We start from the raw sequence: 24,556 nt of genomic DNA, 5'->3' as shown, positions 1-24,556 counted from the left end.
AGCCCATCCTCAGATCTGCGCAATCGTCCGAAGCTTGGCCTTCGGATGAATTTCCTGCTGCGACATTACAACGGTTGCCGGACGGAAGCGTTCGATGATCGACCGCACATAAGGCCGCGCGGTCGGGCTGGTCAGCAACACCGGCATATGACCCTCGGAGGCCAGACGCTCGAAGGTCTGGCGCACCTGGGTGATGAATTCCTGCAGCCGCGACGGCTGCATGCTGAGCTGGCGGTCTTCGCCCTGGCCGACCAGTGCCTCGGCGAAATTCTGCTCCCATTGCGGCGACAGCGTCACCAGCGGGATGAAGCCGTCCGGGCTGACATTGGCGTTGGAAATCTGGCGCGCCAGGCGCGAGCGCACATGCTCGGTGATCTGGGTGATGCTCTGGGTATAGCCGGCGGCCTCGGCGATCGCTTCCAGGATGGTGGAGAGATCGCGGATCGAGATGCGCTCGCTCAGCAGGTTCTGCAGCACGCGCTGTACGCCGTTGACGTTGGTGCGNNTCGGACATGTTGTCCTTGACCACTTCGGTCAGATGCGTGGTGATCACGGTGCCGGGATCGACCACGGTATAGCCGCGGAACATCGCCTCGTCGCGCATGCTCTCGTCCACCCACATGGCCGGCAGGCCGAAGGTGGGTTCAATGGTTTCCTCGCCGGCCAGCGCGATACGTTCGCCGCGCGGGTCCATGGTCAGCAGCAGGTTCGGCTTCACCTCGCCGCGCGCCGCTTCCACTTCCTTGACGCGGATCACGTAAGTCGTGCCCGGCAGCTGCATGTTATCGAGGATGCGCACGCTGGGCATGATGAAGCCCATGTCGATGGCGATCTGGCGGCGCAGCGCCTTGATCTGGTCGGTCAGGCGATAGCCGCGCGCATCGTTGATCAGCGGCAGCAGGCTGAAGCCCAGCTCCAGCCGCAGGTCGTCCATCACCAGCGCATTGGTGACCGGCTCGTCCAGCGGGCTGGGCGGCGGCGCAGCCGGCGCGGGCGGGATATAGGCGTCGGCAATGACCTTCTGTTCCTGCTTCCAGGAGAGGTAGGCCAGACCGCCGGTCACCAGTCCCAGGATGATGAAGGGGATGAAGGGCATGCCCGGGATCAGAGCGAAGGCCGACGACAGCACCGCCGACATGCCCAGGCCCTTGACCGAGGAGAGCTGGCGCGACAGCGCCTTGTCGGTGGTGCCGGTGACACCACCCTTCGACACCATGATACCGGCGGCGACCGAGATGATCAGCGCCGGAATCTGCGCGACCAGGCCGTCACCGACCGACAGGATCGAGTAGGTGTTGAGCGCGGCGCTGAACGGCAGGCCGTTCTGGATCACGCCGATCAGGATGCCGCCGATCAGGTTGATGAAGGTGATCAGCAGGCCGGCGACGGCGTCGCCGCGCACGAATTTCGAGGCACCGTCCATCGAACCGAAGAAGCCGGACTCGTCTTCCAGGTCCTTGCGGCGGATGCGGGCGGTGGCTTCGTCGATCAGGCCAGACGAGAGATCGGCGTCGATCGCCATCTGCTTGCCGGGCATCGCGTCGAGAGTGAAGCGCGCCGACACTTCGGCGATACGGCCCGAACCCTTGGTGATGACGACGAAGTTCACGATCACCAGGATCGCGAACACGATGATGCCGATCACCAGGTTGCCGCCCATGATGAACTGGCCGAAGGCCTCAATCACATGACCGGCGGCATCGGTGCCTTCGTGGCCGTGGCCCAGGATCAGGCGGGTGGAGGCCAGGTTCAGCGACAGCCGCAGCATCGTGGTGATGAGCAGCACGGTCGGGAAGCTGGAGAATTCGAGCGGCCGGGTTACGAACAGGCAGGTCATCATCACCAGCACGGAAGCGGTGATCGACAGCGCCAGGAAGACGTCGAGCAGCCAGGTCGGCATCGGCAGGATGAGCACCGACAGGATGGCCATGATGCCGATGGCGAGCAGGATGTCGCCATGCTGGCCGATCTGACCCAGCCGACCGAACAGGCTGCCGCCACCGCCTCCAGAGGCGGCTGAAGCTTCAGCCGGCACGTTCTCCGCCATACCCTAGTCTCCTCAACCCACGCGTCGACTGCCGTCAGGCGGTGACGCGCGTGCCCTCGTTGGCCGCCGGAACAGCCAGGCCTTCGTCGGAATACTGCTTCAGCTTGTTGCGCAAGGTGCGGATCGAAATCCCCAGGATGGTCGCCGCGTGGGTGCGGTTGCCCAGGCAATGTTTCAGCGTATCGATGATCAGGTCGCGTTCGACATCGGCCACGGTGCGCCCGACCAGGTTGGGCGATGCGCCGGCAGCATCATCGGTGCCCGGCTCGGACGCGACTGTGCCGCGACCGAGGGAGTCGGTCAGCGCGCTGCCATCCGGCAGACGGATATCGGCCAGTTCGATCTGCGAACCCAGCGCCAGCAGCACGGCGCGATGCATGGTGTTTTCCAGCTCGCGTACGTTGCCGCGCCAGGGCGCCAGCCGCAGCGCCTCGATCGTCGGGGCCGACAGCGGACGTTCGGCCACGCCATTGGCGGCGGCGTATTTCTTCACGAAATGCTGCGACAGCATCTCGATATCGGCAGGACGCTGACGCAGCGGCGGTAGCTTGATGTTCACGACATTGAGACGGAACAGCAGATCTTCGCGGAAAGTGCCGCGCGCCACTTCGTCGGCCAGATTGCGGTTCGAGGTGGCGATGACGCGGATATCGACCTTGACCGGCTTGCTGCCGCCGATGCGGTCGATCTCACGCTCCTGGATGGCGCGCAGCAGCTTGGCCTGCAGGCGCACGTCCATCTCGCTGATTTCGTCCAGCAGCAGGGTGCCGCCGTTGGCTTCCTCGAACTTGCCCAGCCGGCGGGCGACGGCGCCGGTGAAGGCGCCTTTTTCATGGCCGAAAAGTTCGGATTCCAGCAGCGTGTCGGGAATGGCGGCGCAGTTGACCGACACGAAGGGCCGGTCGGCACGCGGCGACTTCATATGGATGAAGCGCGCCATCACTTCCTTGCCGGTGCCGCTCTCGCCGGTGATCATGATAGAGGCCGGACTCGGCGCGATCTGTTCGGCGAGCTTCACGACCTGGCCCATCGCCGGATCGCGGAACAGCATCTGGTGGCTTTCCTCGGCCACCGCTTCCAGCACGGCCGCAATCAGGTCGGCTTCCGGCGGCAGCGGCAGGTATTCCTTGGCGCCGGCGCGGATCGCGGCCACGGCGGCGCGCGCATCGTTGCCGATGCCGCAGGCCACCACAGGCAGGTTGATGCGCTCGTTCTTCAGGCTTTCGACCAGATACTTCACATCGAGGCTGACATCGATCATCGCCAGATCGGCGCCGCGCCCGGTGCGCAGCGTATTCAGGCCCTGCTCGATATCCTCGACCTGGATGACCTTGGCGCCGCGCTGCAGCGCGATGCGTGTCGCCGCACCGATCTGCCCATTCAGCGTTCCAAAGATGATCAGCCGCATAATCCGCCCCAGCTTCCCGCTTTAATCCAAACGTCCGACGTCAACCCGGTGCGACGCATCAGCCGCCGCGACCGCCCTTGATGATTTCCGTCATGGTCACGCCCAGGCGGTCTTCGACCACCACCACTTCGCCGCGCGCCACCAGCCGGTTGTTCACATAGATGTCGATGGCCTCGCCGACCTTGCGGTCGAGTTCGACCACCGCGCCGCGGCCCAGTTTCAGCAGCTGGCTGACCTGCATGTTGGCCTTGCCCAGCACGGCCGAGACATGCACCGGAATATCGAACACGGCCTGCAGATCCGCTGCGGTGCGTGCCGCATCGGGATCGTCCTCGGCCATCATCCCGGCGCCGCCGCCGAGATCCTTCAGTTCGAGATCGTCACTATCCGCCATACTCGTTCACTCCCTGCCGCAGCTATTCGCCGGGCTCCGCCAGCTGCGCCTGCAGCCCGGCCAGATATCGTTCGACCGCCTGGTCGACGTCGTGTTCCAGCGCCGTCTGGCGCCGTTCGGCCGAACCGTCGGCCCAGTTGATGCGGCAATCGGTCAGCGCCATCGTCTCGTCGGGCACCAGCGCCACCTTACCGCCGAAGCCCGACTGCGCCACCAGCTGGTCGATCTTGGCATCCAGCTGCTGTACCACCGGCTCGGCAGCGCGGATCACCAGGCGCGGCTCGTCGCGCATGTCGTCCATGCAGCGCAGCACCAGCGCTTCGACCTGGTCGAGCGGCTGACGCTCGATCAGCCGGCCCGCCAGCTTGCGCGCAATCGCCACGGCCAGTTCGGTCGCCTCGGCGCTGGCGGCAATACGGGCATTCTCCTGACCGCTGGCAATGCCGCGCAGCTGCTGTGCGATGTTGCGCAGCGCGGTTTCCAGATTCTGCTGATGCTCGCCGTAGGCAGCCTCGCGCCCGGCCGCCTCGCCCTCGGCAAAGGCCGCGGCCTTGGCGGCCTCGACTTCCTCGGCTGAGTATTTCGGCGGCGGCGCCTTGGGCGCGTAATTCCGCTCCACCTTCGGGCGGCTGCCGTCGAAGGGTACGTCGAAAAGGAATTTCGCCTTGCTTGCCATCGCGTGTTACGCCACGTCCTTGTAATACATGGGCCTCAGTAAATGAGCTCGTCTTCGCCCTTGTTGTCGGCCAGCATGATTTCGCCCTTGGCCGCCAGTTCCTTGGCCGTGTTGACCATCATCATCTGCGCCTCGTCGACGTCCTTCAGGCGCACCGGGCCCATCGATTCCATTTCCTCGCGCAGCAGCTTGGACGCGCGTTCGGACATGTTGGAGAAGAACAGGTCGCGGAGCGTCTCCGAGGCGCCCTTCAGCGCCAGGCCCAGCTTGTCCTTTTCCACGCCCTTCAGCAGGGTCTGCACGCCGGACGGATCCAGCTTGATCAGATCCTCGAAGGTGAACATCAGCGCCTTGATACGCTCGGCGGCGTCGCGGCTGCGCTCTTCCAGCGCCGCCAGGAAGCGGGCTTCGGTGTTGCGATCCAGGCTGTTGAAGATTTCAGCCATCATTTCGTGGGCGTCACGGCGGTTGGTGCGCGCCAGGTTCGACATGAATTCGGTGCGCAGCGTCTGCTCCACCTTGTCGAGCACTTCCTTCTGCACCGCTTCCATGCGCAGCATGCGCATGACGACTTCCATCGAGAATTCTTCGGGCAGCGCCGCCAGCACGCGCGCGGCATGTTCCGGGCGGATCTTGGCCAGCACCACAGCAACGGTCTGCGGATATTCGTTCTTCAGGTAGTTCGCCAGCACGTTCTCGTTCACGTTGGCGAGCTTGTCCCACATGGTGCGGCCGGCCGGACCGCGGATTTCTTCCATGATCTGGTTGACGCGCTCGGACGGCAGCGCCTTCATCAGCAGGCGTTCCGTGCTGTCGAAGGTACCTGTCAGCGAGCCGGTGGACGAGAAGTTGTTGACGAATTCCAGGAACAGCTTTTCCACGACGTCGGAATTCACCGCGCCGAGGTTGGCCATATTCTGCGAGATTTCCTTGATCTCTTCGTCGTCGAGCAGCGGCCAGATCTTTGCCGAATGCTCTTCGCCCAGGGCCAGCATCAGCATGGCGGCCTTGTCAGGCCCCTTGAGCTGGCGAAAGTCCTTGTCTGCTGCCATAGCGCGCTCCTAAACCGTCACGCTGCCTGATAGAGCCAGTTGCGGATGATCGACACGGCTTCTTCCGGATGCTTGTCGACAATCTCGCCGATCTTCTTGAGCGACGACGCCTTCACCTGGCCTTCGATACGGGCGATATCGATCATCGATTCGATACCCGGCGTCGGCGGCGCCATGCCCAGCTCGGGCGCGGCCGGCAGTTCGGCGAGCGGCGCGCCGCCCACCACCATCGGCAGGCCCGGCGAAGCCGGCGTCAGCATGCCCGGCGGAATGTCTTCGCTCTCCTGCGAGGCTTCCAGCACGCGGCGGATCAGCGGGCGCACCACCAGCAGCATCGCCAGCAGGCCGAGCAGGACATAGCCGGCGATCTCGCCGATGCGGAACAGTTCAGCCTTGGTCAGGCCCAGCAGCACCGGCAGGCTGTTCGGATCGACTTCCTCGGGCACATCGCCCGGTTCGGCAAAGCGCATCGAGACGATTTCCACCGTGTCGCCACGCTGCTGGTCGAAGCCGATGGCGCTGCGCACCAGCGCGTTGATCTGCTGCATCTCTTCCGGCGAACGCGCCAGATACGAGCGCTGGCCCTGGCCATCGACCTGCACGATGTTGTTGACCAGCACGGCGGCGGTGACGCGGCGCATGGTGCCGGCTTCGCGCACCTGGGTACGGATCGTCTTGGAGATTTCGTAGTTGACCAATTCTTCGGTGCGGTTGCCGCTGGTGGTGGCCTGCGAGCCGCCCTGGCCTTCCGCTTCCGGCAGGTTGTTGGCGACCGTGACGTTCTGCTGGCCTTCCTGGCTCTGGTTGTTTTCGGTGATGGTCTGGGTCGAGCGCACCACCTGCTGGTCGGGATTGAACAGTTCCTGGTTGGTGGTGACGCGGTCGAAATCCATGTCGACCGAGATTTCGGCGCGCACATTGCCGACGCCGACCGAACGCTCGAGCAGCGCTTCGACATTCTTGCGCAGGCGGTCTTCGATCTGGCGGCGCATGTCGGCCATGCGGTTGGCCGTAGCGGTGGCCGGATCGGGCTCTTCCTGGGTGCCGGCCAGCAGATTACCGCGGTCGTCCACGATGGCGACGCGCGAGGGCTTCAGGTCGGGCACCGCAGAGGCGACAAGATTCTGGATCGCGCGGACCTGCGGCTGTTCGAGGCGACCGCCGCGCGTCTTGACGATGATCGAGGCGGTCGGTTCGCGCTGTTCGCGGCTGAACACCTCGCGCTTGGGCAGCACCAGATGCACGCGGGCCGACTGGACCTGGTCGATCGAACGGATCGTGCGGGCCAGCTCGCCTTCCATGGCACGCAGCTGGTTGATGTTCTGCATGAAATTGGTGGCCGACAGGGCATTGGCCTTGTCGAAGATTTCGTAGCCGGCGCCGCCGCCCGACGGCAGGCCGCCTTCGGCCAGCTGCATGCGGGTGCGCAGCACGCGGTCTTCCGGCACCAGGATCTGCGCACCGTTGGCGACGATCTGGTAGGGGATTTTCTGGGCTTCGAGGCGGTTGACGATTTCGGCCGAGGACTGCAGGTCCAGATTGCCGTAGAGCAGCGACATCTTGGGCTGCGTCACCTTCATGCCCAGGAAGACGAAGAAACCGATCAGAACCGCGGCCGTCGCCGCCAGCATTGCCAGCCGCGCGGGACCGATGTTCCGCATCATGTTCATAATACCGTTCACGGCATCACCCCTGCACCAAGGCACGCGTTACGGGCCGGTCCACACCTGCCCACGAACGCCAAATTAGGTAGCGGGAATGAAGGAGAGGTTAACATCCCGGCAAATTTTGCCTACCGGAATGTTAACCCCGTAAACGGTAATAATTTCAGTGGCTTAGAGGAATTTCCTCAAAAACTACGAATCGCCGGATCCTTTAACGTACCGGGGCGGTATTCCTGCAGCCGGGTGGTGCGCAAACCGGGCAATCCATGCTGCTCGATGGCGCGCTGCCAGGACTGGAATTCCTCCACCGTCAGCATGTAGCGCCCGCAGGCTTCCTCAAGCGTGAGCAGGCCGCCGCGGACGGCGGCAACCACCTCGGCCTTGCGGCGGATCACCCAGCGTTTGGTGTTGGCCGGCGGCAGCGTATCACGCGTGATGCGCTGACCTTCGGGCCCGATCACACTCGCCGGCACGCTGGTCGGCGCGCCGAGCGGGCGCGTCTGCGGGGTCACGGTTTCGATCAGGTTCTGCATGGTCGTCATCGCCTCACGTCAAAAGCTACTGGAGAAGTCGCACTGGATGCGGCGCCTTACGACGCCGCCTCTTCGTCATCGCCGTCGTCGGTGCCGCCGGTATTGTCGTTGGTCGGCGCCGGATAGACCGAGACCACCTTGCTGGGCAGATACTTGTTGCCGCCGACAACCAGATGCTGCTCGCCGTCCACGGTATCGAGCGAGCTGACATAGCCGCGCGCATAGACCTTGGTGCCGTCGATGGTCTTGCCGCCGGAATCCTTGGCCACGACTTCGAGCCTGTACTTGCCGGCGGGCAGCGCATTGCTTTCGCCGTCCTTGCCGTCCCAGGCCAGTTCGATACGGCCCTTCGGGAAACCGCCATCCGGCGCGGTCGAGGTGACCGAGCGCACCACTTTGCCCGAGGAATTCAGGATGTTGTATTTCACGTTTGTGGCGCCGGCCGGCAGTTCGTAAGACCAGAAGCCGCTGCCGCCCTGCTGCAACTCGATCTGGTTGTCGTCGACATCGACGATCTTGCCGATGAAGTTCAGGTTGTTGCTGTTCTGCTGCGTCGCGAACATCGCCAGCAGCTTTTCCAGGTTCTTGTTCTGATTGATCGACTGCTCGACCTGGCTGAACATCACCAGCTGGTTGGTGAACTCTTTCGAGTCCATCGGCGAGGTCGGATCCTGGTTCTTCAGCTGCGTGGTCAGCAGCGTGAGGAAGGTGTCGAAATTCTTCGCCAGCGAGACGCCGGACTGCTCCGCCGCGCTCGGCGTGCCGGTGTAGGTGCTGCCAGTGGTGTTGCTTACGCCGGTAACCATGATGGTTCTCCTGTGCGACTCATTCAGATACGAAGATCGAGACCGCCGCGCGCGGCAGCAGCCCGTTGTGCATTGGCAGCGGCCAGCTGCACGGGATCGGTATGCGCGCCGGTCTCGGCATAGTCGTCGCCGCCGCGATTGTGCTGGCGGCCGGTGCCGGTGCCATTGCCGTTGCGGCCGTCATCGGCCTGGCCCTGATCGCGCAGCGTGAAATTCAGCGACTGCTGGTCGGTCTTCAGGCCGCTGTCGCGCAGCGACTGTTCGAGATTCTTCACGTCCTGCTGCAGCAGCTGCAGGGTTTCCGGCTTGTCGGCGGCGATCACCGCCTGCAGGCGGCCGTCGTGGCCGATTTCCAGCTTGATCTCGACCTTGCCGAGATTGCCCGGATCGAGCTTGATCGAAATCTTGTCGAGGCCGTCGGCCACGCCCTTCCTGATCTGCACGCCGACCTGTTCACCGACCGGAACATAGGCGGCGAGATGGCGGGCGGCAGTCTGCGTCGCGGCCTGATGCGCCGTCTGGGTGGCCTGCGTCGCGGTCGTGGCGCCGATAGCAGCCGTCTGCTGCAGGGTCTGGCCGTTGTTGCCGCCGGTACTGGCGGTGCTGCCGGCCTGCAGCGCGATATCGTCGCCGGCGGCCTGCAGCAGGGCGGCACTGAATTTCAGTTCCGAAGTCGTCTGCTGTGCCTGCTGCTGCAGCGCGGCCTGCGCCTGCTGCTGCAACTGGGCCATATCGGCGGCCTGATCGTCGTCCTGCATGACGAACAGCGTGGCCTGGTCGACCAAGGTCTTCGGCGTCACGCTGACGGTCTGCACGTCGACCGTCAGGGATTTTTCGGCCTTGGGCTCGGCTTTCTGCTTCGCCTCGGCCGTCACGACCGGCTTGCCGGCCTGGTCCTGCACCTGCACCTGGCCCTGATTCTGGGCCGTCAGTGCCTGCTGGAGTGCTGCGAAATCTTCTGCCGACAGGGTCTGCTGCTGCGAAAGCAGCGCGGCGGCGCTGGTGTCGGTGGCGGTCTTGATCTGCGGATCGGCGACGGCCGGCAGCGTCACTGCCGGAGCAGCGGCCTTGGCCGCGTCGGCAGGCGTGGCATCGGCAGCGGTCTGCACCGACGCAGCAGCCTTGGCCTGCGCTTCGGCAGCGGCGGCCAGCGCGGCAGCAGCGGCCTCTTCGGGCGACATGGCAACAGCGGCCGCGACGACCGGGGCAGTCGCGACGGCGGCAGCCGCCGCGCCCGGCGCGGCAACAGCAGTGGCAGTCGCAGCGGCGGCGGCAGCCGGCACCGCCTGCGTCTGCAGCAGAGCCAGGATCAGCGCGGCATCCGGAGCATCGGCCACCACCGGCTTATCGGCAGCGTCTTCGAGCGTCTCTTCGGCGGTGTCTTCGGCGGCGTCCTGCGCACCGGTCTGTTTGCCGGTCTGTTTGCCGGTCTGTTCGGCTGTCTGGTCGACCGGCTTGTCGGCCGCAGTCTCCTGCGGTGCGGCGGCGCCAGTGTCTTCAGGGGTCTTTTCCGGTTGGTCGGCGGCGGTATCCTTGGCAGGTGCCTGGGCATCGGTCTTGGCCGGAGCCTTGCTCTCGGCCGGCTTCTGCGGAGCGTCAGTATCGCGGGTGTCGCGCGGGGCGGCTTCGCTGCGCGGGGCGGGAGTGCTGGTCGGACGCGGGGCCGGTTCGGCACGCTCGCGGCGCTCGACCGGCCGGGTTTCAGTGCGTGGGGCAGCCGCCGACATGGCGCGCTCGGTGGTCTTCGCCACGGCTTCGCTGCCCTTGCCGAAAACGGCAGTCTGCAGCACGCGGGCGAAATCGTCGGCGCGGCTCGACATCTCCTCGGCCGGGGTCTGGCCCAGAGGCGAACCGGGGGCGGGAGCGAGAGAGCTGTTTACCTGAGCGACTTTCATGGATTCCTCATTCGTCGCGGCTTTAGAAGCAAGCGCCGGGCCAAGTCGGATCGCTCAGGCAAACGTATGATTTCAATATATTATTTCAGCGGGACCCGAGTCGGTTTTGCGCACCGTCTTTGCCGGGCGGCAATTTCTGCCGACACCGGAAACCCCTGCCGGACGCGCCCCCTCAAGGCCGGTCTAGGTGCGGGACGGAAACGGGCTTAGACTGGGGCCATGGCGATTCAGCCCGGTAAACCCTCTGCAGGCGGAACAACTGCACCGCCGCGCCCGCTCGCTCCGAAAGCCCCGGCGCCGGCAGCCGCCGAAGCCGAGGTCGAGCAGCTGGAGCCGAGCCAGCTCGACGACGCCACCCATGCCGAATACCGGCTGCTCTACGATGCGGCGGCCCGCAACGTGCTGTTCGCCAAGCGGCAGCAATGGCGGGTGGTGCAGTATTTCACCCTGATCGCGCTGGCGCTGGTGGCGATCGGCATCGCCACGCCCTTCGCATCCGATGTGGCGCGCTTCGTCGCCGGCTTCCTCACTGTCGTCGGCGTCGGCAGCTTGGGCGTGATCGTCATGCTGCAATCCTGGCAGGGCAACGAACACGCCAAGATGAGCTATCTGGCGAATGATTTTTCCAACTTTGCGCGCAGTGCGCTGCGCCGCAAGCCGAGGCTGAGCGGCGACATCCACCGCTACCTGATGCTGCTGATGATGCTGCTGTATATCGTGGTGCTGGACGTGGTGGTGGTCCGGCTGCTGCTCGATATGACGCGCTAGAAAGTCACGCGAAACTGTAGCTGTCCATCGCCAGCGAGCCATGCGCGAAACTGGCATGGATGCGTTCGGCCGGCTGTCCCGGCGTGGCAGCGCCGAGCGCGACATACAGCGGCAGCAGGTGTTCGTCGGTCGGATGGTTCTGCGCCGCGAATGGCGCCTCGCGGCGATAATCCAGCAACGCCGCATCGTCGCGCTGTTCCAGCTTCTGCGCCATCCAGTCGGCAAAGGCGGATGCCCAGTCGGCCGGTGGATGGCTGTCGCTGCGATCCAGCAGGCGCAGGTTATGCGTCAGCGATCCGGTCGCCATGATCAGCACGCCCTCGTCGCGCAGCACCGACAGCGCGCGGCCAAGCGCCAGATGATGCGCCGGATCGCGCTGCGACTGGATCGAAAGCTGCAGCACCGGAATATCAGCTTCGGGATAGATCAGCGCCAGCGGCGACCAGGCACCGTGATCGAGGCCGCGCTGCGGATCCAGTGTGGCCGTGAAGCCGGCATCGGCCAGTAGATCGCGGATACGCGCGGCAAGCTGCGGCGCGCCCGGCGCGTCATACTGCATGCGGTAGAGCGCCGGCGGAAAACCGTAGAAGTCGTGGATGGTCTCAGGCTGCGCGACAGCGCCGACAACGGGCTGCGCGGTTTCCCAATGCGCGGAGACAGCCAGGATCGCCTTGGGCTTTTGCCACAGCGCGGACGCGCCGCGTAGGAACCGGTGCGCCGGACGATCGGGCTCCAGCGTCAGCATGGGCGAACCATGACTGATGAAGACGGCAGGCAGACGATTGGGAGAAGAAGACGACATCGGACGATCCTGCTGCGCTATCGGCATGACGGCGCAGCGATCACCTAAGTCAGCGGAGCGGGGCCCGCAAGACGTTACTGGCCAGTAAGCCTGGGAAGTGCGCTCTTACTCGACGGTAACAATGCGACCCGAGGCCTGCCACGCCGTCGGGCGGAATGCGCCGGCGATGCGGGCGATGATGCCGTCGAACAGCGCCTGGTTCGAGTGCGCCCGCAGGCTGCTGGCGCGTGCGCGCAGGTAGGCCATCTCGTCGGCCGAGATATAGCTGACCGGCTGGCCGACTGTCTGGAAGCGGTTTTCGATCTGGGAAATCAAAGACTGGGTCATGGGGGAGGCCTTCCTCTGCTGGGTGGCTATGGGAAAGATATATGCTGCGCCGCACTTTTCATTAATATGGAGAATTGGCAGTATTTGATGACTGTAATTCATAAGTTGAGGCAGAGATGGACCGCTACGGCGAGATGCAGGCCTTTGTCGAGGTGGTGGATCAGGGCGGGTTCACCGAAGCCTCCAGGACGCTCGGCCTGTCCCCATCTGCGGTCAGCAAGCTGATCTCGCGGCTGGAGGACCGGCTCGGCGCGCGCCTGCTACAGCGGACCACGCGGCGCGTCAGCCTGACCGCCGAGGGTCGCGTCTATGCCGACCAGGTGCGCGGAATCCTGGCCGAGATCGATGCGGTGGAAGCCAGCGTCGGCGGCGCCGAAGCCGAACCGCGCGGCAGCCTGCGGGTCAATGTCGCGCATGGTTTCGGCATGACGCAGGTGGTGCCGCTGCTGCCGGGCTTTCTCGCGCGCTATCCGAAAGTGGATGTGCAGATCACTTTCGCTGACCATGTGGTCGACCTTGTTGCCGAGGGCGAAGACATCGGCATCCGCACCGGCGCGTTACGCGATGAAACACTCATCGCACGCAAGCTGGGCGAGCATCGCCGCATCATCTGCGCCGCACCCGGCTATCTGGAGAAATACGGCACGCCGCAGACGCCCGAGGATCTGGCGCAGCACAACTGCCTGCTGTTCGACGGACCCGAAGGCCTGAACGAATGGCCGTTCCGCAAAGCGGACGGCAGCATCGCGCGCATCCCGATCCGCGGCAATTTCCGCAGCAGCAACGGCGATGCGATTTTCCGCATGCTGCTGGCCGGCGTCGGGCTGTGCTACGCCGCCGATTTCGGCATCCGGCAGGCGGTGGAAGACGGCCGGCTGGTGCCGGTGCTGACCGGACACACCGCCGACATCCTGCGACCGATCCATGTGGTCTATCCGGCGCGCAAGCATCTGGCGGCGAAGGTCCGCGCCTTCACCGACTATCTGGTCGAATGCTATTCGGCCAGTCCGCCGTGGCAGATGTGAGTTACTTCAAAGCTGCCGTCGCCGCCTGCACCAGCGCCGCTGTGTCGTCGCTGGTCTTGTCGAAGGCGCAGACGAAGCGGTAGAGACTGTCGGCCTCGCTCCAGGTATGGAACAGCGCGCCGCGCTGGCGCATCGCCTCGGCCGCCGCCGTCGGCAGCTGCACAAACACCTCGTTGGCCTGCACCGGCCACACGACCTTGGCGCCCGGCAGTTTGCCAAGGCCCTCGGCCAGCTCGCGCGCCCGCGCATTGGCCTCGCGCGCCAGCCGCAGCCACAGGCCGTTTTCCAGCATGGCGAGCAGCTGCACCGAGAGATAGCGCGACTTGGAAAACAGATGGCCGCCGCGCTTGCGGCGATAGAGGAAACTCTCGGCCAGGTCTGGTTTGAAGAACACCACGGCTTCGGCCGCCATGGCGCCGTTTTTGGTGGCGCCGAAGCTGAGCACGTCGACGCCGGCGCGCCAGGTGAGATCGGCCGGCGCGCAGTTCAGCCCCGCCACCGCATTGGCGAAGCGCGCGCCATCCATATGCAGTTTCAGGCCATGCGCCTTGCAGCGATGCGCGATATCGGCCACCTCGTCAGGCGAATAGACCGTGCCGGCCTCGGTCGCCTGGGTGATGCTGACGGCAGACGGCTGCGCGCTGTGCTGCGAGCCGGTCCAGCCGAGCGCCAGCTGTGCATCCAGTGCGGCCAGATCGATCTTGCCGCTCTCACCCGGCAGGGTCACCAGCTTGGCGCCGCCGGTATAGAATTCCGGCGCGTTGCATTCATCGACGACGATATGGCTGTCCTGATGCGCATAGATCGCGCCATAGCCGGGCGCCACGCAGGCGAGCGACAGCACATTGGCAGCGGTGCCGGTGGCGACCGGGAAGACCTTGCACTCATGATCGAACAGCGCCGAGAAGGCGGCATCGAGTTCGGCGCTGAACGGATCGGCGCCGTAGGACGACACGTCGCCCTTGTTGGCTTCCAGCAGCGCCGCCATGACTTCGGGGGCCGCGCCGGCAACATTGTCGCTGCGAAAATCCATCTTGTTCAATCCTGCCTGATCATGAGAGGCGTGAAACGAAAACCCTCACCGGCAGCGACGGCCTGAAAGGCGCGCAGCGGCAGGGCGCGGCCATCATGCACCGCCGTGATCAGCCAGACGAGTCCCGGATCGCTCACCATGGCGGCATCTTTTGCGGAAGGTTCGTCACGACCGTTGGGGTGCGAGTGCCAGTGACCAATGATGCGATTGGTTCCGCCTTCATCCCGCAATTTTCGCAGGGTGGCGATATGCACGGCGGGATCGAGTTCGAATTCGCGCGCGGGATCGGTGGCGACATTCGCCGCCGGCACGATCTCCGTCACCGCCAGCACAGCGCCGTCCGCACCACCCACCAGCAACGCGCAGGCCTCGCGCGGCCAGGCCGCCGCGCCCAGCGCCGCCAGTTCGGCCTGCTGTGACGCCGACAGACGAAGGGCGGTCATTTCTCGGTCTTCACCGTCAGGCTGCCGAGCGGCTTCAGCGTCTCGCCATCCAGGGCGTAGAGTCTTTCAGTGCCGTCAGCCAAACGCACGCGCAGGATGATGCGGCTGCCGGTGGCGAAGACCTCGGCCACGCGGCTGTTGCGCGGAATGGTGAATTCCAGATCCTCGACGGTGACGTTGCGCGGTACCGAGGCGCCCGCCGGGGCAGTGGAAGCCGTCCGTTTCGGCCCCCCGGTCATGATCAGCACGATCAGCAGGGTGGCAAGACCGAGGAAGATGACGCCCAGACCGATGACGGTGGCCTTCAACCACCGTATCTTCCGGGTCTCTTCAACATCCTCGCTCATACTGTCATCTCCTGATGCCCGACGACATCGCCTTTCAGAGTCTGCCGCCCGTGCCGCCCGACCAGGGTGGCGAACGGCTGGACCGTTATCTGGCTGCCGCCATGGCGCTGCTGCCGGGTGCCGATGAAGCCTCGCTGTCGCGCTCGCGGCTCAAGACGCTGGTGCTCGACGGCCATGTCCGCTTAAACGGCGCGACGATAACCGACCCCTCTCGCAAGATCAAACCGGGCGAGGCCTACGAGGTCGGCCAGCCCGAGGCCATCGCGGCCGATCCCGAAGCGCAGGATATCCCGCTCACTATCGTCTACGAGGACGCGCATCTGATTGTGGTCGACAAGCCGGCCGGCCTAGTGGTGCATCCCGCGCCCGGCAGCCCGGACCGCACGCTGGTGAATGCGCTGCTGCATCACTGCGGCGACACGCTGTCGGGCATCGGCGGCGTGAAGCGGCCCGGCATCGTGCATCGCATCGACAAGGACACCTCGGGGCTTGTGGTGGCAGCGAAGAACGACCGCGCGCATCACGCGCTCGCCGCGCTGTTCGCAGACCACGATATCGAGCGCAGTTACGACGCACTGGTGTGGGGCCATCCCAATCCGCTGCAGGGCAGCATCGAGGGCCCGATCGGCCGCGATCCGAAGGACCGCAAGCGCATGGCCATCGTCACGCGCGGCGGCAAGGCGGCGACGACACATTACGAGACCAGGAAACTGATCTTCGACGGCAAGGGCCAGCCGGTCTGCGCGCTGGTGCGCTGCCAGCTTGAAACCGGCCGCACGCATCAGATCCGCGTGCATATGACGGCGAAGACCAATGCGCTGATCGGCGACCAGACCTATGGCCGCGCCCGCAACCTGCAGCGTTTCCAGCTGGGCGATGCGGCGCGCGCCGCGCTGCTGGCGTTCAAGCGCCAGGCGCTGCATGCCGCCACCCTGGGATTCCGCCATCCGGTCAGCAGCAAGGTGCTGCGCTTCGAAAGCCCGCTTCCGGAAGACTTCGCGACCCTGCTGAAGCTGCTGTCGAGCCAGCGCAATACGCCGCGTTAAGAGGGCTTGCGCTGATATTTATTTCATATTTTCAAAGACTTATCTTAGTCTTATCCGGTATTTATGTGGCTCTGGCCGGTGCTTATGCAGGCTAATAGCATGCTTATTTGAGTCTTATATTTTCTTATTTGGGCTTATTTGACCCCTATTCGGTGCTGTCGTGCCCTCGCCCTCGCGCAGCTCTGCGCTGCGAGTTGCATACCATTCTATGCACGATGTCCGTCAACAGATGCCCGGTTATAGGCGATCAACTGCCGTGCCGGATATAGAAATGAGAACATATAGTGTACAGTATCTGAGCCTAAAATTCAAGTCTCTCAGGCTGCCGCCAGATAAGCATGCCCAGAACGATCGCGCGGCCGAAGCCGGTAGCGGGAAGAACCAGACGACAAAGCTACGCGGAATTCCGCTTCACACGCTCTTTCACTCGCGCCTCAAGGGCTTTCGCCTCTTCGGGACTGCCGACATGCGTAAACTCACCGCTCGCCATTTCAGCACGCCCGCGTGCGACGAGGCGCTCAACCTCCGCAAGCGCGGCATTCTCGCCAGCGATATCGTTCGTATAACGCGGCATGCTTCACGGGCCTCTTCGCTGAATTTTATTCGTCATTGGCGATCCTTTCTCGGAAATGACGGAACCGATCCATCGGGGACTGCCAGGATCCGGCCATCTAGTTGCCAGATCAGGCAGGTGGCGTCCGCGAAGATCGACCATCCCGGAGGCCTGCTGATTTATGGCATTCTTAACGCCGGCTCAGCCGGGGCCGGCGTGAAGTTGTCCAGATCGTAGATAATCATCTCGAAAATCATCTGCAAGGTCCGCCAGTTTGCAAGCAATCCGGGATGGAACAGAACAGCGCGCGCTTTTGTGATTGAGTGTGTAATGCAGGAATCAAACCAGCCTAAAGCCAGTTGCTCGGCCTCAAGTCGGTCGTACTCCTCATAGTCCTGCCGGCCAAAGGCCTCAGCTGCGAGACAGGACAGTTCGTAATGCCTGTCTTGGTGCTTAGGATCGACTAGGTAAGGTGGAATATAGAGCGGGATGCGATGGGCCAAGGCATGCCGGTAGTCTTCGATATGTACGAACCATTTCCGCATGGCTTTGGTTTTCAATTTTGCCTGAAGCTCCGGTGACAAGCTTTTCCTGACAGATGCGAATTTCGGTCCAAGCCCAACATGGCCTGGTTTGAGAGGCGTACCGTCAGGGTGTGTTACCTTCTTCTCGAACACCCATATCCAAGCAAGATTATCCAGTGCGCCGTAGAGATTGAAAATGAAAGCCTGGATATTGATCGTCACGTCCTCAATGTCCTCCGGCGCTTTTGTGCTGTCGGGCGGACAGAGGGCAAAAACGTTCTCGATGCAGACTTTCAGGGTTCTAAGACGGCGGCAGAAGCCGTGGAGGGCGTTCTCTCGGGCGTCAGCCGAGTTGTAGGTTCTATATGCTTGAATCAGCATCTGGTCATGCTGGCCCTGGACGGCCAGACGATGGCGTTCCAACTCATCAAGGGTTTCAGGTGCGAATGCCATACTGTGAAATTGTTACTTCAACCCAAACGCCGCCTTCATCGCGCCTTTCAGCGCCTCCAGCGATTGCGCTTTCACCTCGGCATCCGGTGCGCCGCTGACGCCGTTGAAGCGGCAGCCGGCCAGCGCCTTCTGCGGCGCGCCTTCAATCGTCTTGCCGCCCGGCCCGGCAATCGCCACGCCCGAGGTCTGCTCGGTCCAGCTGCCGTTGCCGCTCTGGAGATAGACGCATCTGCTGAAATTCTGGCCGTTCGGATAGCTCCAGGCTTTACCCGTGCCGTCCCAGCCATGCTGCGCATTCGGATAAACGATCATGTCCACCGTGCTTCCCGCCGCGCGCATGTGCTCGACCGCCTCGACACAGCGTTCCGGCCCCACGTAAGTATCCGCGCCGCCGATCAGCACCAGCATCGGCGCGCCTGTCGTGCGCATGTTGTGATAGATCGTGTCGCAGCCGGCATAGAACGGCACATGCAGCGCGAAACGCGGTCCATTGGGGGCATGACGCCGCACGATCACTTCAAGCCCGGTGCGCATCGCCACGCCGCCGCCCTTGGAAAAGCCGGTGATGCCGATGCGGGCGGGATCGAGGCGCGGATGCGCGGCCGCCGCCTTCAGCGCATTGAAGGCATCGATGATCATGTCGTTGGTCGAGACCGTGCTCTGATCTTCCACCGTGTTTTTCACGCCGCGCGGCGTGAACGAATCCGGGATGATCGAGGCGACGCCCATTTTGGTGAACTCGCGGGCATAGGCATATTCGCGGGTGTTGCTGACGCCGCCGCTGCCATGGTGGATCACCATCGCCGGCATCCGGCCGTTCACGCCCCCGGAAGCGTTATCGGGCAGGAACAGCTCGGCCTTCACCGTGACCGGGCCATTGCGCGAGGGGCTGGTGAATTCGAGAATTTCCCTGGTCTGGGCCCAGGCCAGCATCGGAGCCTGGCCGGCCGCCAGGATGCCGACCGCCAGCCCGATTCCCCGCAATACCGCCCATCCGCGCATTCTCCGCCCCCGGAAGTTGCATTCTACCTGTGATCACTATCACAGGGGAGGGCCGGAGCGGCAAGACCGGTCGCACTTCCGCCGTATTTGGCCGCTTTGCTCGGTTGCAAATGAACGACAGAACACCCAAATCTCAGTCAGCGCCGGGCACCCGCGGTCCGGCCGGGGGAGTTGCTTCGATGTCTACCACTGCCAGCCTGCCTGCCCTGTCCTCCATCGAGGGGGGCCTGTCACGTTACCTCGCCGAGATCCGCCGGTTCCCCATGCTGGAGCCGGAACAGGAATACATGCTCGCCAAGGCCTGGCGCGACCATGGCGATGTCGATTCGGCGCATAAGCTGGTCACCAGCCACCTGCGCCTGGTCGCCAAGATCGCCATGGGCTACCGCGGCTACGGCCTGCCGGTCGGCGAACTGATTTCCGAAGGCAATGTCGGCATGATGCAGGCGGTGAAGCGCTTCGATCCCGACAAGGGCTTCCGCCTCTCGACCTATGCCATGTGGTGGATCCGCGCCTCGATCCAGGAATACATCCTGCGGTCCTGGTCGCTGGTGAAGATCGGCACGACGGCTGCCCAGAAGAAGCTGTTCTTCAACCTGCGCCGCCTGCGCGGCCAGATGAAGGCGATCGATGGCGGCCAGCTGACGCCGGACCAGGTGGAGAAGATCGCCACCCAGCTGGATGTCAGCAAGGAAGAGGTCATCACCATGGACCGCCGGCTCGCCGGCGGCGATGCCTCGCTGAATGCGCCGGTGCGCAACGACGAGGATGGCAGCAGCGAGTGGCAGGACTGGCTGGTCGACGAGACGCCGAACCAGGAAGCCCGCCTTGTCGAAGGCGACGAGTTCGACAGCCGCAAGCAGCTGCTGACCAATGCCATGCAGCAGCTGAACGAGCGCGAGCGCGACATCCTGATGCAGCGCCGCCTGATCGAGGAACCGACCACCTTGGAAGACCTGTCGGCGCGCTATGGCATCAGCCGCGAGCGCGTGCGCCAGATCGAAGTGCGGGCGTTTGAGAAACTGCAGAAGGCCGTGCGCAATGCCGCTGTCGAACAGGGCATGGGCGGCGGCCAGTCTTCCGTGAAAGATCCGGCTCCGTCGCAGCTGCCTGCCTGAAGGCTTTCCCGCTGTCCAAAAAAGCAAAGGGCTGCGTCTCGCGACGCAGCCCTTTTTCGTTGGTCTGGAGAAATTTAACTCAGAGAATGTCGTCGTCGAGATCGGCGAAGGGATCGTCCAGCAGCGCATCGGTACCTGGCGGCAACGCGTCGAAGGCCAGCGCGTCGAAGGCGGTATCGGCGGCCAGCGCCTGCAGCCAGATCGCGGTCTCGTCCTTGTGGCGCAGCCAGCTCAAATCCTGCGGCGTGGAGCCCATGCCCGAGAGGGCAATCGACGGCATCGCCGGCACGGCAGGCAGCGTGTTGCGACGGATGGCAGTCGCCAGCGTCTGCGCCAGATTGCGCAGCAGGGTGATGTCGCGCGGGCGCCAGTCAGCACCGGAATCCCAGCGTTCGCAACGGAAGATCGCGGCCGGGTTGTTCTTCGCATCGACCAGCAGCAGGTCGATACGGGCCTGGATCTTGTCGCGGGCCTCGGCGCTGTCGGAGGGAAGTTCGGGGGCGTTTTCGGTCTGCATCGAAGCCAGACCCTGCTGGGCGGCATCGAGATAGGCGGCAGTGGCGGAGCGCGGGATCACGGCGCCGTCCTGGAAGCGGCCGTCGCGGCTGTCGAGCAGGCGCCTGCAGACCATGTCGCCGCTCTCGTCGAAGAACCAGATGCTGACGCGGGTGACCGAGGTGACCTCGATCGCATCGAGGCAGATCGCCTCGCACAGACCGGTCATGCCGTCCTGGCCGAAATTGAACGAAGCTGCTTCCTGCGTCCTGAGCATGAACCCCTCCCGGGTCCGGTGAACTCGATGGACACAGTGTCGGTCAAACCGCGCGATTCCGGCAGGTTATGGCTCAGTAACTCGGCATTAAGAGTCGATAACCTGCCGTGGCAGGAAGCTACTGATCGGACTGGATTCTTACGGAATCCTCGCTCCGATAATTCAATCCTCGAAGGGATCCTTCATCAGGATGGTGTCTTCGCGTTCGGGCGAGGTCGACAGCAGCGCCACCGGCGCGCCGATCAGCTCCTCGATGCGGCGGACATACTTCACCGCCGTCGCCGGCAGATCGACCCATGATCTGGCGCCCTGCGTGGTTTCGCTCCAGCCTTCGAGCGTCTCGTAGACTGGCTTCGCCACGGCCTGATCGCCCATGCCCGAGGGGAAGTAATCCAGCGTCCTGCCGTTCACCTCGTAGCCGACGCAGATCTTCAGTTCCTTCAACCCGTCCAGCACATCGAGCTTGGTCAGCGCGATGCCATGGATGCCGTTCAGCTTCACGGTCTGGCGCACCAGCACGGCATCGAACCAGCCGCAGCGGCGCTTGCGCCCGGTGACGACGCCGAATTCGCGGCCCTTCTCGCCGAGCCACTGCCCGGTCTCGTCGGTCAATTCGGTCGGGAACGGGCCCTCGCCGACGCGCGTGGTATAGGCCTTCACGATGCCGAGGATATAGCCGAGCGAGCCGGGCCCGAGGCCGGAACCGGCCGCTGCCGACCCCGCCATGGTGTTGGACGAGGTCACATAGGGATAGGTGCCGTGATCGACATCGAGCAGCGAGCCCTGCGCGCCTTCGAACAGAATGCGCTTGCCGGCGCGGCGGGCTTCGTCGAGATCGCGCCAGACCGGTGCCGCATAAGGCAGGATCTTTTCGGCGATTTCATTCAGCTGTGTCAGCAGTTCGGCGCGATCCACTTCCTCGGCGCCGAAGCCGCGACGCAGCGCGTTGTGATGGCCGAGCAGGCCATCGACCTTGCGGCCGAGCGTGGCCTTGTCGGCCAGATCGCAGACACGGATGGCGCGACGGCCGATCTTGTCCTCATAGGCCGGGCCGATGCCGCGCCGCGTGGTGCCGATCTTGACGCCGCCGTCGGTGGCATCCTCGCGCAGGCCGTCGAGTTCGCGATGCAGCGGCAGGATCAGCACGGCATTGTCGGCGACCTTCAGATTATGCTCGCCGATCTCGACGCCCTGGCCGCGCAGCTTGTCGATCTCGGCAAACAGCGCCCAGGGATCGACCACCACGCCGTTGCCGATCACGGCCAGCTTGTTCTTGCGCACGATGCCGGACGGCAGCAGCGACAGCTTGTAGACATTCTGGCCGATCACCAGCGTGTGGCCGGCATTGTGGCCGCCCTGGAACCGCACCACCACATCGGCGCGCAGGCTGAGCCAGTCGACGATCTTGCCCTTGCCCTCGTCGCCCCACTGGGCGCCGACCACTACCACGTTGCTCATGTCAAACGTCCTCTAAATCTCAAAGTTACATTCGTCGTTCCCGTGAAGGCGGGAACCCAGAGGTTTTCACGCGGCCTCTGGATCCCCGCTTTCGCGGGGATGACGAGGAGAGATACTCAAAGCAACTGAACGGCCTTGCCGTCCCACCAGTGGCTGCAGCCGGCGGCCCTGGCCGCCTTCTTCACATCGCCGCCGTCCCTGTCGAGCGCAGCCCAGGTGGCGCGGCCATCCTGGCGCAGTTTTGTCGCCGCGCTGCGCGGCGTGCCGAACGGCAGATAGACCAATTCCGGTGCGGCCTGCGGCGGCAGGGCGCGCATCACGCTGTCGAGATAGAGCGTAAAACCGGTGGCGGTTTCGCCGGCCGGCGTCACGTAACGGCCGCCGCGTCCCAGTTCGCCGCGCACGTTGCGGGCAAACAGCGTAAACGCAATGCCGGTGTGATATTCGAAGCCGCGGAACTCGCCGGGATCCAGCGTGACCAGCAGATCGGGTGCAGCGGCCGAAACTTCCGTTACCAGCCCGTCGAGATCGGCGACGATCTTCGCCGCAGCTTCGGGCAGCTTCAGTTTCGTCAGACCTTCCAGCGCAGTTTTCGCCGGACCGGCCAGCGCCAGCAATTTCAGCAGTGTGGGCGCAGCGGCACCGCCGGCGGCTTTCAACTCGGCGGCATCCTTGCGATCCAGCGCACGGCGCGCGGCCTTGGCCTGTTTCGCATCCAGGCCATGGGCGGCGATGATCGCCGGCGCCAGCAGCGGCTGCGTGATATCCAGCGACAGTCCGCTGACGCCGAGCGCCGCCACCGCTTCGGCCGCCAGCACGGCGACTTCCACATCGGCGGCCAGCGCATCCGCGCCGATCAGCTCGACACCGGCCTGGGCGAACTGGCGCTCGGGCCGCAGCTGTGTGCCGCGCACGCGCAGCACCTGACCGGCGTAAGCCAGACGCAAGGGCCGCGCAGAGTCCTTCATGCGGGAGGCTGCGATGCGCGCCACCTGCAGCGTGATATCGGTGCGCAGGCCCATCATGCGCTGCGACACCGGGTCCATGACGCGAAACATCTGGCCGGCGAGATCCTGGCCCGACCCGGCCAGCAGCGTTTCCTCGAATTCGATCAGCGGCGGCTTGACCCGCGCATAGCCATGGGCGGCGAAGCTGGCGATCAGGTTTTCGCTCGCCTGCGCTTCCCATTCGGCGCGCGGCGGCAGCACGTCTCTCAATCCCGCCGGCAATAAGCCGGCGGTGGGCGACAGACCACTGTCGCCGTCATTCGCAGGAGTTCGGGGGCGCGTTGCCATGATCTTGGAAAATCCGTTCAGCGGTGTTTGAACTCGGCCTTGCGCTTCTCGGCAAAGGCGCTCATGCCTTCCTTCTGGTCTTCGGTGGCGAAGGTGGAATGGAAGATGCGGCGCTCGAACCGCACGCCTTCGCTGAGCGTGGTCTCGTAGGCGCGGTTGACGGATTCTTTCGCAATCATCACGACCGGGCGCGACAGGCTGCAGATCTTTTCCGCCGCCTTGAATGCTTCGGTCAGCAGATCAGTTGCCGGCACCACGCGGCTGACCAGGCCGGACCGCTCGGCTTCCTCGGCATCCATCATGCGCGCGGTGAGGCACATTTCCATCGCCTTGGACTTGCCGACGAAGCGCGTCAGGCGCTGGGTGCCGCCGGCGCCGGGAATGGTGCCGAGATTGATTTCCGGCTGGCCGAATTTGGCGGTATCGGCGGCAATGATGAAATCGCACATCATGGCGAGTTCGCAGCCGCCGCCCAGCGCATAGCCGGCGACCGCCGCGATCACCGGCTTGCGGCAGCGCGCGGCGCGCTCCCAATCGCGGGTGATGAAGTCTTCCTTGTAGACGTCCATATAGGTCTTGGACTGCATTTCCTTGATGTCGGCACCGGCGGCAAAGGCCTTTTCCGAGCCGGTGATGATCATGCAGCCGATGTTGTCGTCGGCCTCGAAGGCATCCAGCGCGGCGGTCATTTCCTGCATCAGCGCCGCATTCAGGGCATTGAGCGCCTTGGGCCGGTTCAGCGTGATCAGGCCGACCTGGCCGCGCGTCTCCACCAGGATGTTCTCATATGCCATGACTGTGTCCTCTGGTTTTCCGGATTATTGCTGATGCGGTGCGAGTTCGAAGCGCACCGTGAGCGCGCCATCGCGACCGGCGAAGCCGAGGCGAAGCTGCTCTTTTTCGCGGCGATACTGTTCGCTGTTCTGCCGGGTCCAGCCGAGTTGCGGCAGGGTGCTGGCGTAGAAGTCACGCACGGCTTTGGCGGTGACCGCACCCTTGGCTTCGGTGCTGGCGATGCGGCCCGACGGCTTGTCGAAGACGGCCGCAGCGTCGGCGTTTTCCGCCAGACCCGGCATCAGGGGAACATCTTCAGCGATGGAGAGGAAGCCGGCCGC

The 24,556-nt window shown here is 64.3% G+C and carries 24 protein-coding genes and 2 pseudogenes; 4 read left to right on the top strand and 22 right to left on the bottom strand.

The window, feature by feature from the left end; all coding sequences use genetic code 11:
• Positions 1 to 9 precede the first annotated feature (9 nt).
• From CTR53_RS13060 to CTR53_RS13020, 9 genes and pseudogenes are all read right to left on the bottom strand, one after another.
• A pseudogene (locus tag CTR53_RS13060) lies at positions 10 to 2,047 on the bottom strand (flagellar biosynthesis protein FlhA).
• A 34-nt stretch (positions 2,048 to 2,081) separates the two neighbouring features.
• Positions 2,082 to 3,455 (bottom strand): sigma-54-dependent Fis family transcriptional regulator, encoded by a 1,374-nt coding sequence (locus CTR53_RS13055; RefSeq protein WP_290814010.1) that lies wholly within the window; start codon positions 3,453 to 3,455, stop codon positions 2,082 to 2,084.
• Positions 3,456 to 3,513: 58 nt separating this feature from the next.
• Positions 3,514 to 3,849, bottom strand: coding sequence for a flagellar motor switch protein FliN (fliN, locus tag CTR53_RS13050; protein WP_290814007.1), 336 nt, complete (start codon positions 3,847 to 3,849; stop codon positions 3,514 to 3,516).
• Positions 3,850 to 3,871: 22 nt separating this feature from the next.
• Complete coding sequence (locus CTR53_RS13045; protein ID WP_290814004.1) at positions 3,872 to 4,525, bottom strand: FliH/SctL family protein; 654 nt, start codon at positions 4,523 to 4,525, stop codon at positions 3,872 to 3,874.
• A gap of 35 nt (positions 4,526 to 4,560) precedes the next feature.
• Positions 4,561 to 5,577, bottom strand: coding sequence for a flagellar motor switch protein FliG (gene fliG, locus CTR53_RS13040; protein ID WP_290814001.1), 1,017 nt, complete (start codon positions 5,575 to 5,577; stop codon positions 4,561 to 4,563).
• Positions 5,578 to 5,594: 17 nt separating this feature from the next.
• On the bottom strand, positions 5,595 to 7,259 hold the full coding sequence (gene fliF / locus CTR53_RS13035; RefSeq protein WP_290813998.1) for a flagellar basal-body MS-ring/collar protein FliF: 1,665 nt from the start codon (positions 7,257 to 7,259) through the stop codon (positions 5,595 to 5,597).
• 167 nt (positions 7,260 to 7,426) lie between these two features.
• A complete protein-coding gene (locus CTR53_RS13030; RefSeq protein ID WP_290814155.1) occupies positions 7,427 to 7,774 on the bottom strand; it encodes a DUF1153 domain-containing protein in 348 nt (115 codons plus the stop codon).
• Positions 7,775 to 7,830: 56 nt separating this feature from the next.
• Positions 7,831 to 8,580, bottom strand: a complete 750-nt coding sequence (locus CTR53_RS13025; protein WP_290813995.1) for a flagellar hook capping FlgD N-terminal domain-containing protein — start codon at positions 8,578 to 8,580, stop codon at positions 7,831 to 7,833.
• A gap of 23 nt (positions 8,581 to 8,603) precedes the next feature.
• The gene (locus CTR53_RS13020; protein WP_290813992.1) at positions 8,604 to 10,475 is read right to left on the bottom strand and encodes a flagellar hook-length control protein FliK; all 1,872 of its coding nucleotides are present in this window, start codon (positions 10,473 to 10,475) and stop codon (positions 8,604 to 8,606) included.
• Positions 10,476 to 10,694: 219 nt separating this feature from the next.
• Here CTR53_RS13020 and CTR53_RS13015 point away from each other — a divergent pair, with 219 nt between their 5' ends.
• Positions 10,695 to 11,243 (top strand): hypothetical protein, encoded by a 549-nt coding sequence (locus CTR53_RS13015; RefSeq protein WP_290813989.1) that lies wholly within the window; start codon positions 10,695 to 10,697, stop codon positions 11,241 to 11,243.
• A gap of 4 nt (positions 11,244 to 11,247) precedes the next feature.
• Here CTR53_RS13015 and CTR53_RS13010 read toward each other — a convergent pair whose 3' ends face one another.
• Positions 11,248 to 12,045, bottom strand: coding sequence for a class III extradiol ring-cleavage dioxygenase (locus tag CTR53_RS13010; protein WP_290813986.1), 798 nt, complete (start codon positions 12,043 to 12,045; stop codon positions 11,248 to 11,250).
• A gap of 105 nt (positions 12,046 to 12,150) precedes the next feature.
• Complete coding sequence (locus CTR53_RS13005; protein WP_290813983.1) at positions 12,151 to 12,372, bottom strand: hypothetical protein; 222 nt, start codon at positions 12,370 to 12,372, stop codon at positions 12,151 to 12,153.
• Between the two features lie 116 nt (positions 12,373 to 12,488).
• Between CTR53_RS13005 and CTR53_RS13000 the strand changes: the two genes are divergently transcribed.
• A complete protein-coding gene (locus CTR53_RS13000) occupies positions 12,489 to 13,397 on the top strand; it encodes a LysR family transcriptional regulator (RefSeq protein ID WP_290813980.1) in 909 nt (302 codons plus the stop codon).
• Between the two features lies 1 nt (position 13,398).
• On the opposite strand, the gene CTR53_RS12995 is transcribed toward CTR53_RS13000, so the two are convergent.
• Genes CTR53_RS12995 through CTR53_RS12985 form a run of 3 tightly spaced genes read right to left on the bottom strand, consistent with a single transcriptional unit; the run spans position 13,399 to position 15,220 of the window.
• A complete protein-coding gene (locus CTR53_RS12995; protein ID WP_290813977.1) occupies positions 13,399 to 14,430 on the bottom strand; it encodes a low specificity L-threonine aldolase in 1,032 nt (343 codons plus the stop codon).
• A gap of 5 nt (positions 14,431 to 14,435) precedes the next feature.
• Positions 14,436 to 14,873, bottom strand: coding sequence for a M67 family metallopeptidase (locus CTR53_RS12990; protein WP_290813974.1), 438 nt, complete (start codon positions 14,871 to 14,873; stop codon positions 14,436 to 14,438).
• Positions 14,870 to 15,220 (bottom strand): hypothetical protein, encoded by a 351-nt coding sequence (locus CTR53_RS12985; protein ID WP_290813970.1) that lies wholly within the window; start codon positions 15,218 to 15,220, stop codon positions 14,870 to 14,872. The genes CTR53_RS12990 and CTR53_RS12985 overlap by 4 nt, the downstream gene beginning before the upstream one ends.
• 14 nt (positions 15,221 to 15,234) lie before the next feature.
• Between CTR53_RS12985 and CTR53_RS12980 the strand changes: the two genes are divergently transcribed.
• On the top strand, positions 15,235 to 16,266 hold the full coding sequence (locus CTR53_RS12980; protein ID WP_290813967.1) for an RluA family pseudouridine synthase: 1,032 nt from the start codon (positions 15,235 to 15,237) through the stop codon (positions 16,264 to 16,266).
• Between the two features lie 394 nt (positions 16,267 to 16,660).
• Here the strand turns inward: CTR53_RS12980 and CTR53_RS12975 are convergent, their stop codons facing one another.
• The 3 genes from CTR53_RS12975 to CTR53_RS12965 all read right to left on the bottom strand — a co-directional run bounded on the left by CTR53_RS12975 (position 16,661) and on the right by CTR53_RS12965 (position 18,798).
• A complete protein-coding gene (locus CTR53_RS12975) occupies positions 16,661 to 16,840 on the bottom strand; it encodes a hypothetical protein (RefSeq protein WP_290813964.1) in 180 nt (59 codons plus the stop codon).
• A 158-nt stretch (positions 16,841 to 16,998) separates the two neighbouring features.
• Positions 16,999 to 17,796: a hypothetical protein gene (locus tag CTR53_RS12970; RefSeq protein ID WP_290813961.1), complete on the bottom strand. Its 798-nt coding sequence runs from the start codon at positions 17,794 to 17,796 to the stop codon at positions 16,999 to 17,001.
• A gap of 12 nt (positions 17,797 to 17,808) precedes the next feature.
• On the bottom strand, positions 17,809 to 18,798 hold the full coding sequence (locus CTR53_RS12965; RefSeq protein ID WP_290813958.1) for a dienelactone hydrolase family protein: 990 nt from the start codon (positions 18,796 to 18,798) through the stop codon (positions 17,809 to 17,811).
• 179 nt (positions 18,799 to 18,977) lie between these two features.
• Between CTR53_RS12965 and rpoH the strand changes: the two genes are divergently transcribed.
• A complete protein-coding gene (gene rpoH / locus CTR53_RS12960; protein ID WP_290813953.1) occupies positions 18,978 to 19,916 on the top strand; it encodes an RNA polymerase sigma factor RpoH in 939 nt (312 codons plus the stop codon).
• A 79-nt stretch (positions 19,917 to 19,995) separates the two neighbouring features.
• On the opposite strand, the gene CTR53_RS12955 is transcribed toward rpoH, so the two are convergent.
• The 5 genes and pseudogenes from CTR53_RS12955 to CTR53_RS12935 form a co-directional block, all read right to left on the bottom strand.
• A complete protein-coding gene (locus tag CTR53_RS12955; protein ID WP_290813950.1) occupies positions 19,996 to 20,688 on the bottom strand; it encodes a hypothetical protein in 693 nt (230 codons plus the stop codon).
• 162 nt (positions 20,689 to 20,850) lie between these two features.
• Positions 20,851 to 22,146: an adenylosuccinate synthase gene (locus CTR53_RS12950; protein WP_290813947.1), complete on the bottom strand. Its 1,296-nt coding sequence runs from the start codon at positions 22,144 to 22,146 to the stop codon at positions 20,851 to 20,853.
• A gap of 116 nt (positions 22,147 to 22,262) precedes the next feature.
• A complete protein-coding gene (locus CTR53_RS12945; protein ID WP_290813944.1) occupies positions 22,263 to 23,354 on the bottom strand; it encodes an ATP phosphoribosyltransferase regulatory subunit in 1,092 nt (363 codons plus the stop codon).
• 104 nt (positions 23,355 to 23,458) lie between these two features.
• Positions 23,459 to 24,235: an enoyl-CoA hydratase gene (locus tag CTR53_RS12940; RefSeq protein WP_290813942.1), complete on the bottom strand. Its 777-nt coding sequence runs from the start codon at positions 24,233 to 24,235 to the stop codon at positions 23,459 to 23,461.
• 24 nt (positions 24,236 to 24,259) lie between these two features.
• Positions 24,260 to 24,556: pseudogene (locus CTR53_RS12935) on the bottom strand (hypothetical protein); the annotation flags it as partial.

Origin of the sequence: Ferrovibrio sp. (genome assembly GCF_002796975.1) — a bacterium.
Lineage (GTDB): Bacteria > Pseudomonadota > Alphaproteobacteria > Ferrovibrionales > Ferrovibrionaceae > Ferrovibrio.
The sequence above is the reverse complement of the archived record's forward strand: the minus strand, read 5'-3'. Positions and strand labels throughout refer to the sequence as shown.

Excerpts from the sequence above, each read along its gene's own strand:
- fliG (WP_290814001.1), bottom strand. The coding sequence starts at position 5,577 with ATGGCAGCAGACAAGGACTTTCGCCAGCTCAAGGGGCCTGACAAGGCC.
- CTR53_RS13010 (WP_290813986.1), bottom strand. The coding sequence starts at position 12,045 with ATGTCGTCTTCTTCTCCCAATCGTCTGCCTGCCGTCTTCATCAGTCAT.
- CTR53_RS13020 (WP_290813992.1), bottom strand. The coding sequence starts at position 10,475 with ATGAAAGTCGCTCAGGTAAACAGCTCTCTCGCTCCCGCCCCCGGTTCG.
- CTR53_RS13045 (WP_290814004.1), bottom strand. The coding sequence starts at position 4,525 with ATGGCAAGCAAGGCGAAATTCCTTTTCGACGTACCCTTCGACGGCAGC.
- fliN (WP_290814007.1), bottom strand. The coding sequence starts at position 3,849 with ATGGCGGATAGTGACGATCTCGAACTGAAGGATCTCGGCGGCGGCGCC.
- CTR53_RS12965 (WP_290813958.1), bottom strand. The coding sequence starts at position 18,798 with ATGCGCGGATGGGCGGTATTGCGGGGAATCGGGCTGGCGGTCGGCATC.
- CTR53_RS13030 (WP_290814155.1), bottom strand. The coding sequence starts at position 7,774 with ATGCAGAACCTGATCGAAACCGTGACCCCGCAGACGCGCCCGCTCGGC.
- CTR53_RS12980 (WP_290813967.1), top strand. The coding sequence starts at position 15,235 with ATGCCCGACGACATCGCCTTTCAGAGTCTGCCGCCCGTGCCGCCCGAC.
- CTR53_RS12975 (WP_290813964.1), bottom strand. The coding sequence starts at position 16,840 with ATGCCGCGTTATACGAACGATATCGCTGGCGAGAATGCCGCGCTTGCG.
- CTR53_RS12970 (WP_290813961.1), bottom strand. The coding sequence starts at position 17,796 with ATGGCATTCGCACCTGAAACCCTTGATGAGTTGGAACGCCATCGTCTG.
- CTR53_RS12955 (WP_290813950.1), bottom strand. The coding sequence starts at position 20,688 with ATGCTCAGGACGCAGGAAGCAGCTTCGTTCAATTTCGGCCAGGACGGC.
- CTR53_RS12995 (WP_290813977.1), bottom strand. The coding sequence starts at position 14,430 with ATGGATTTTCGCAGCGACAATGTTGCCGGCGCGGCCCCCGAAGTCATG.
- CTR53_RS12985 (WP_290813970.1), bottom strand. The coding sequence starts at position 15,220 with ATGAGCGAGGATGTTGAAGAGACCCGGAAGATACGGTGGTTGAAGGCC.
- CTR53_RS13055 (WP_290814010.1), bottom strand. The coding sequence starts at position 3,455 with ATGCGGCTGATCATCTTTGGAACGCTGAATGGGCAGATCGGTGCGGCG.
- CTR53_RS12950 (WP_290813947.1), bottom strand. The coding sequence starts at position 22,146 with ATGAGCAACGTGGTAGTGGTCGGCGCCCAGTGGGGCGACGAGGGCAAG.
- CTR53_RS13025 (WP_290813995.1), bottom strand. The coding sequence starts at position 8,580 with ATGGTTACCGGCGTAAGCAACACCACTGGCAGCACCTACACCGGCACG.
- rpoH (WP_290813953.1), top strand. The coding sequence starts at position 18,978 with ATGTCTACCACTGCCAGCCTGCCTGCCCTGTCCTCCATCGAGGGGGGC.
- CTR53_RS12940 (WP_290813942.1), bottom strand. The coding sequence starts at position 24,235 with ATGGCATATGAGAACATCCTGGTGGAGACGCGCGGCCAGGTCGGCCTG.
- CTR53_RS13015 (WP_290813989.1), top strand. The coding sequence starts at position 10,695 with ATGGCGATTCAGCCCGGTAAACCCTCTGCAGGCGGAACAACTGCACCG.
- CTR53_RS13005 (WP_290813983.1), bottom strand. The coding sequence starts at position 12,372 with ATGACCCAGTCTTTGATTTCCCAGATCGAAAACCGCTTCCAGACAGTC.
- CTR53_RS13000 (WP_290813980.1), top strand. The coding sequence starts at position 12,489 with ATGGACCGCTACGGCGAGATGCAGGCCTTTGTCGAGGTGGTGGATCAG.
- CTR53_RS12990 (WP_290813974.1), bottom strand. The coding sequence starts at position 14,873 with ATGACCGCCCTTCGTCTGTCGGCGTCACAGCAGGCCGAACTGGCGGCG.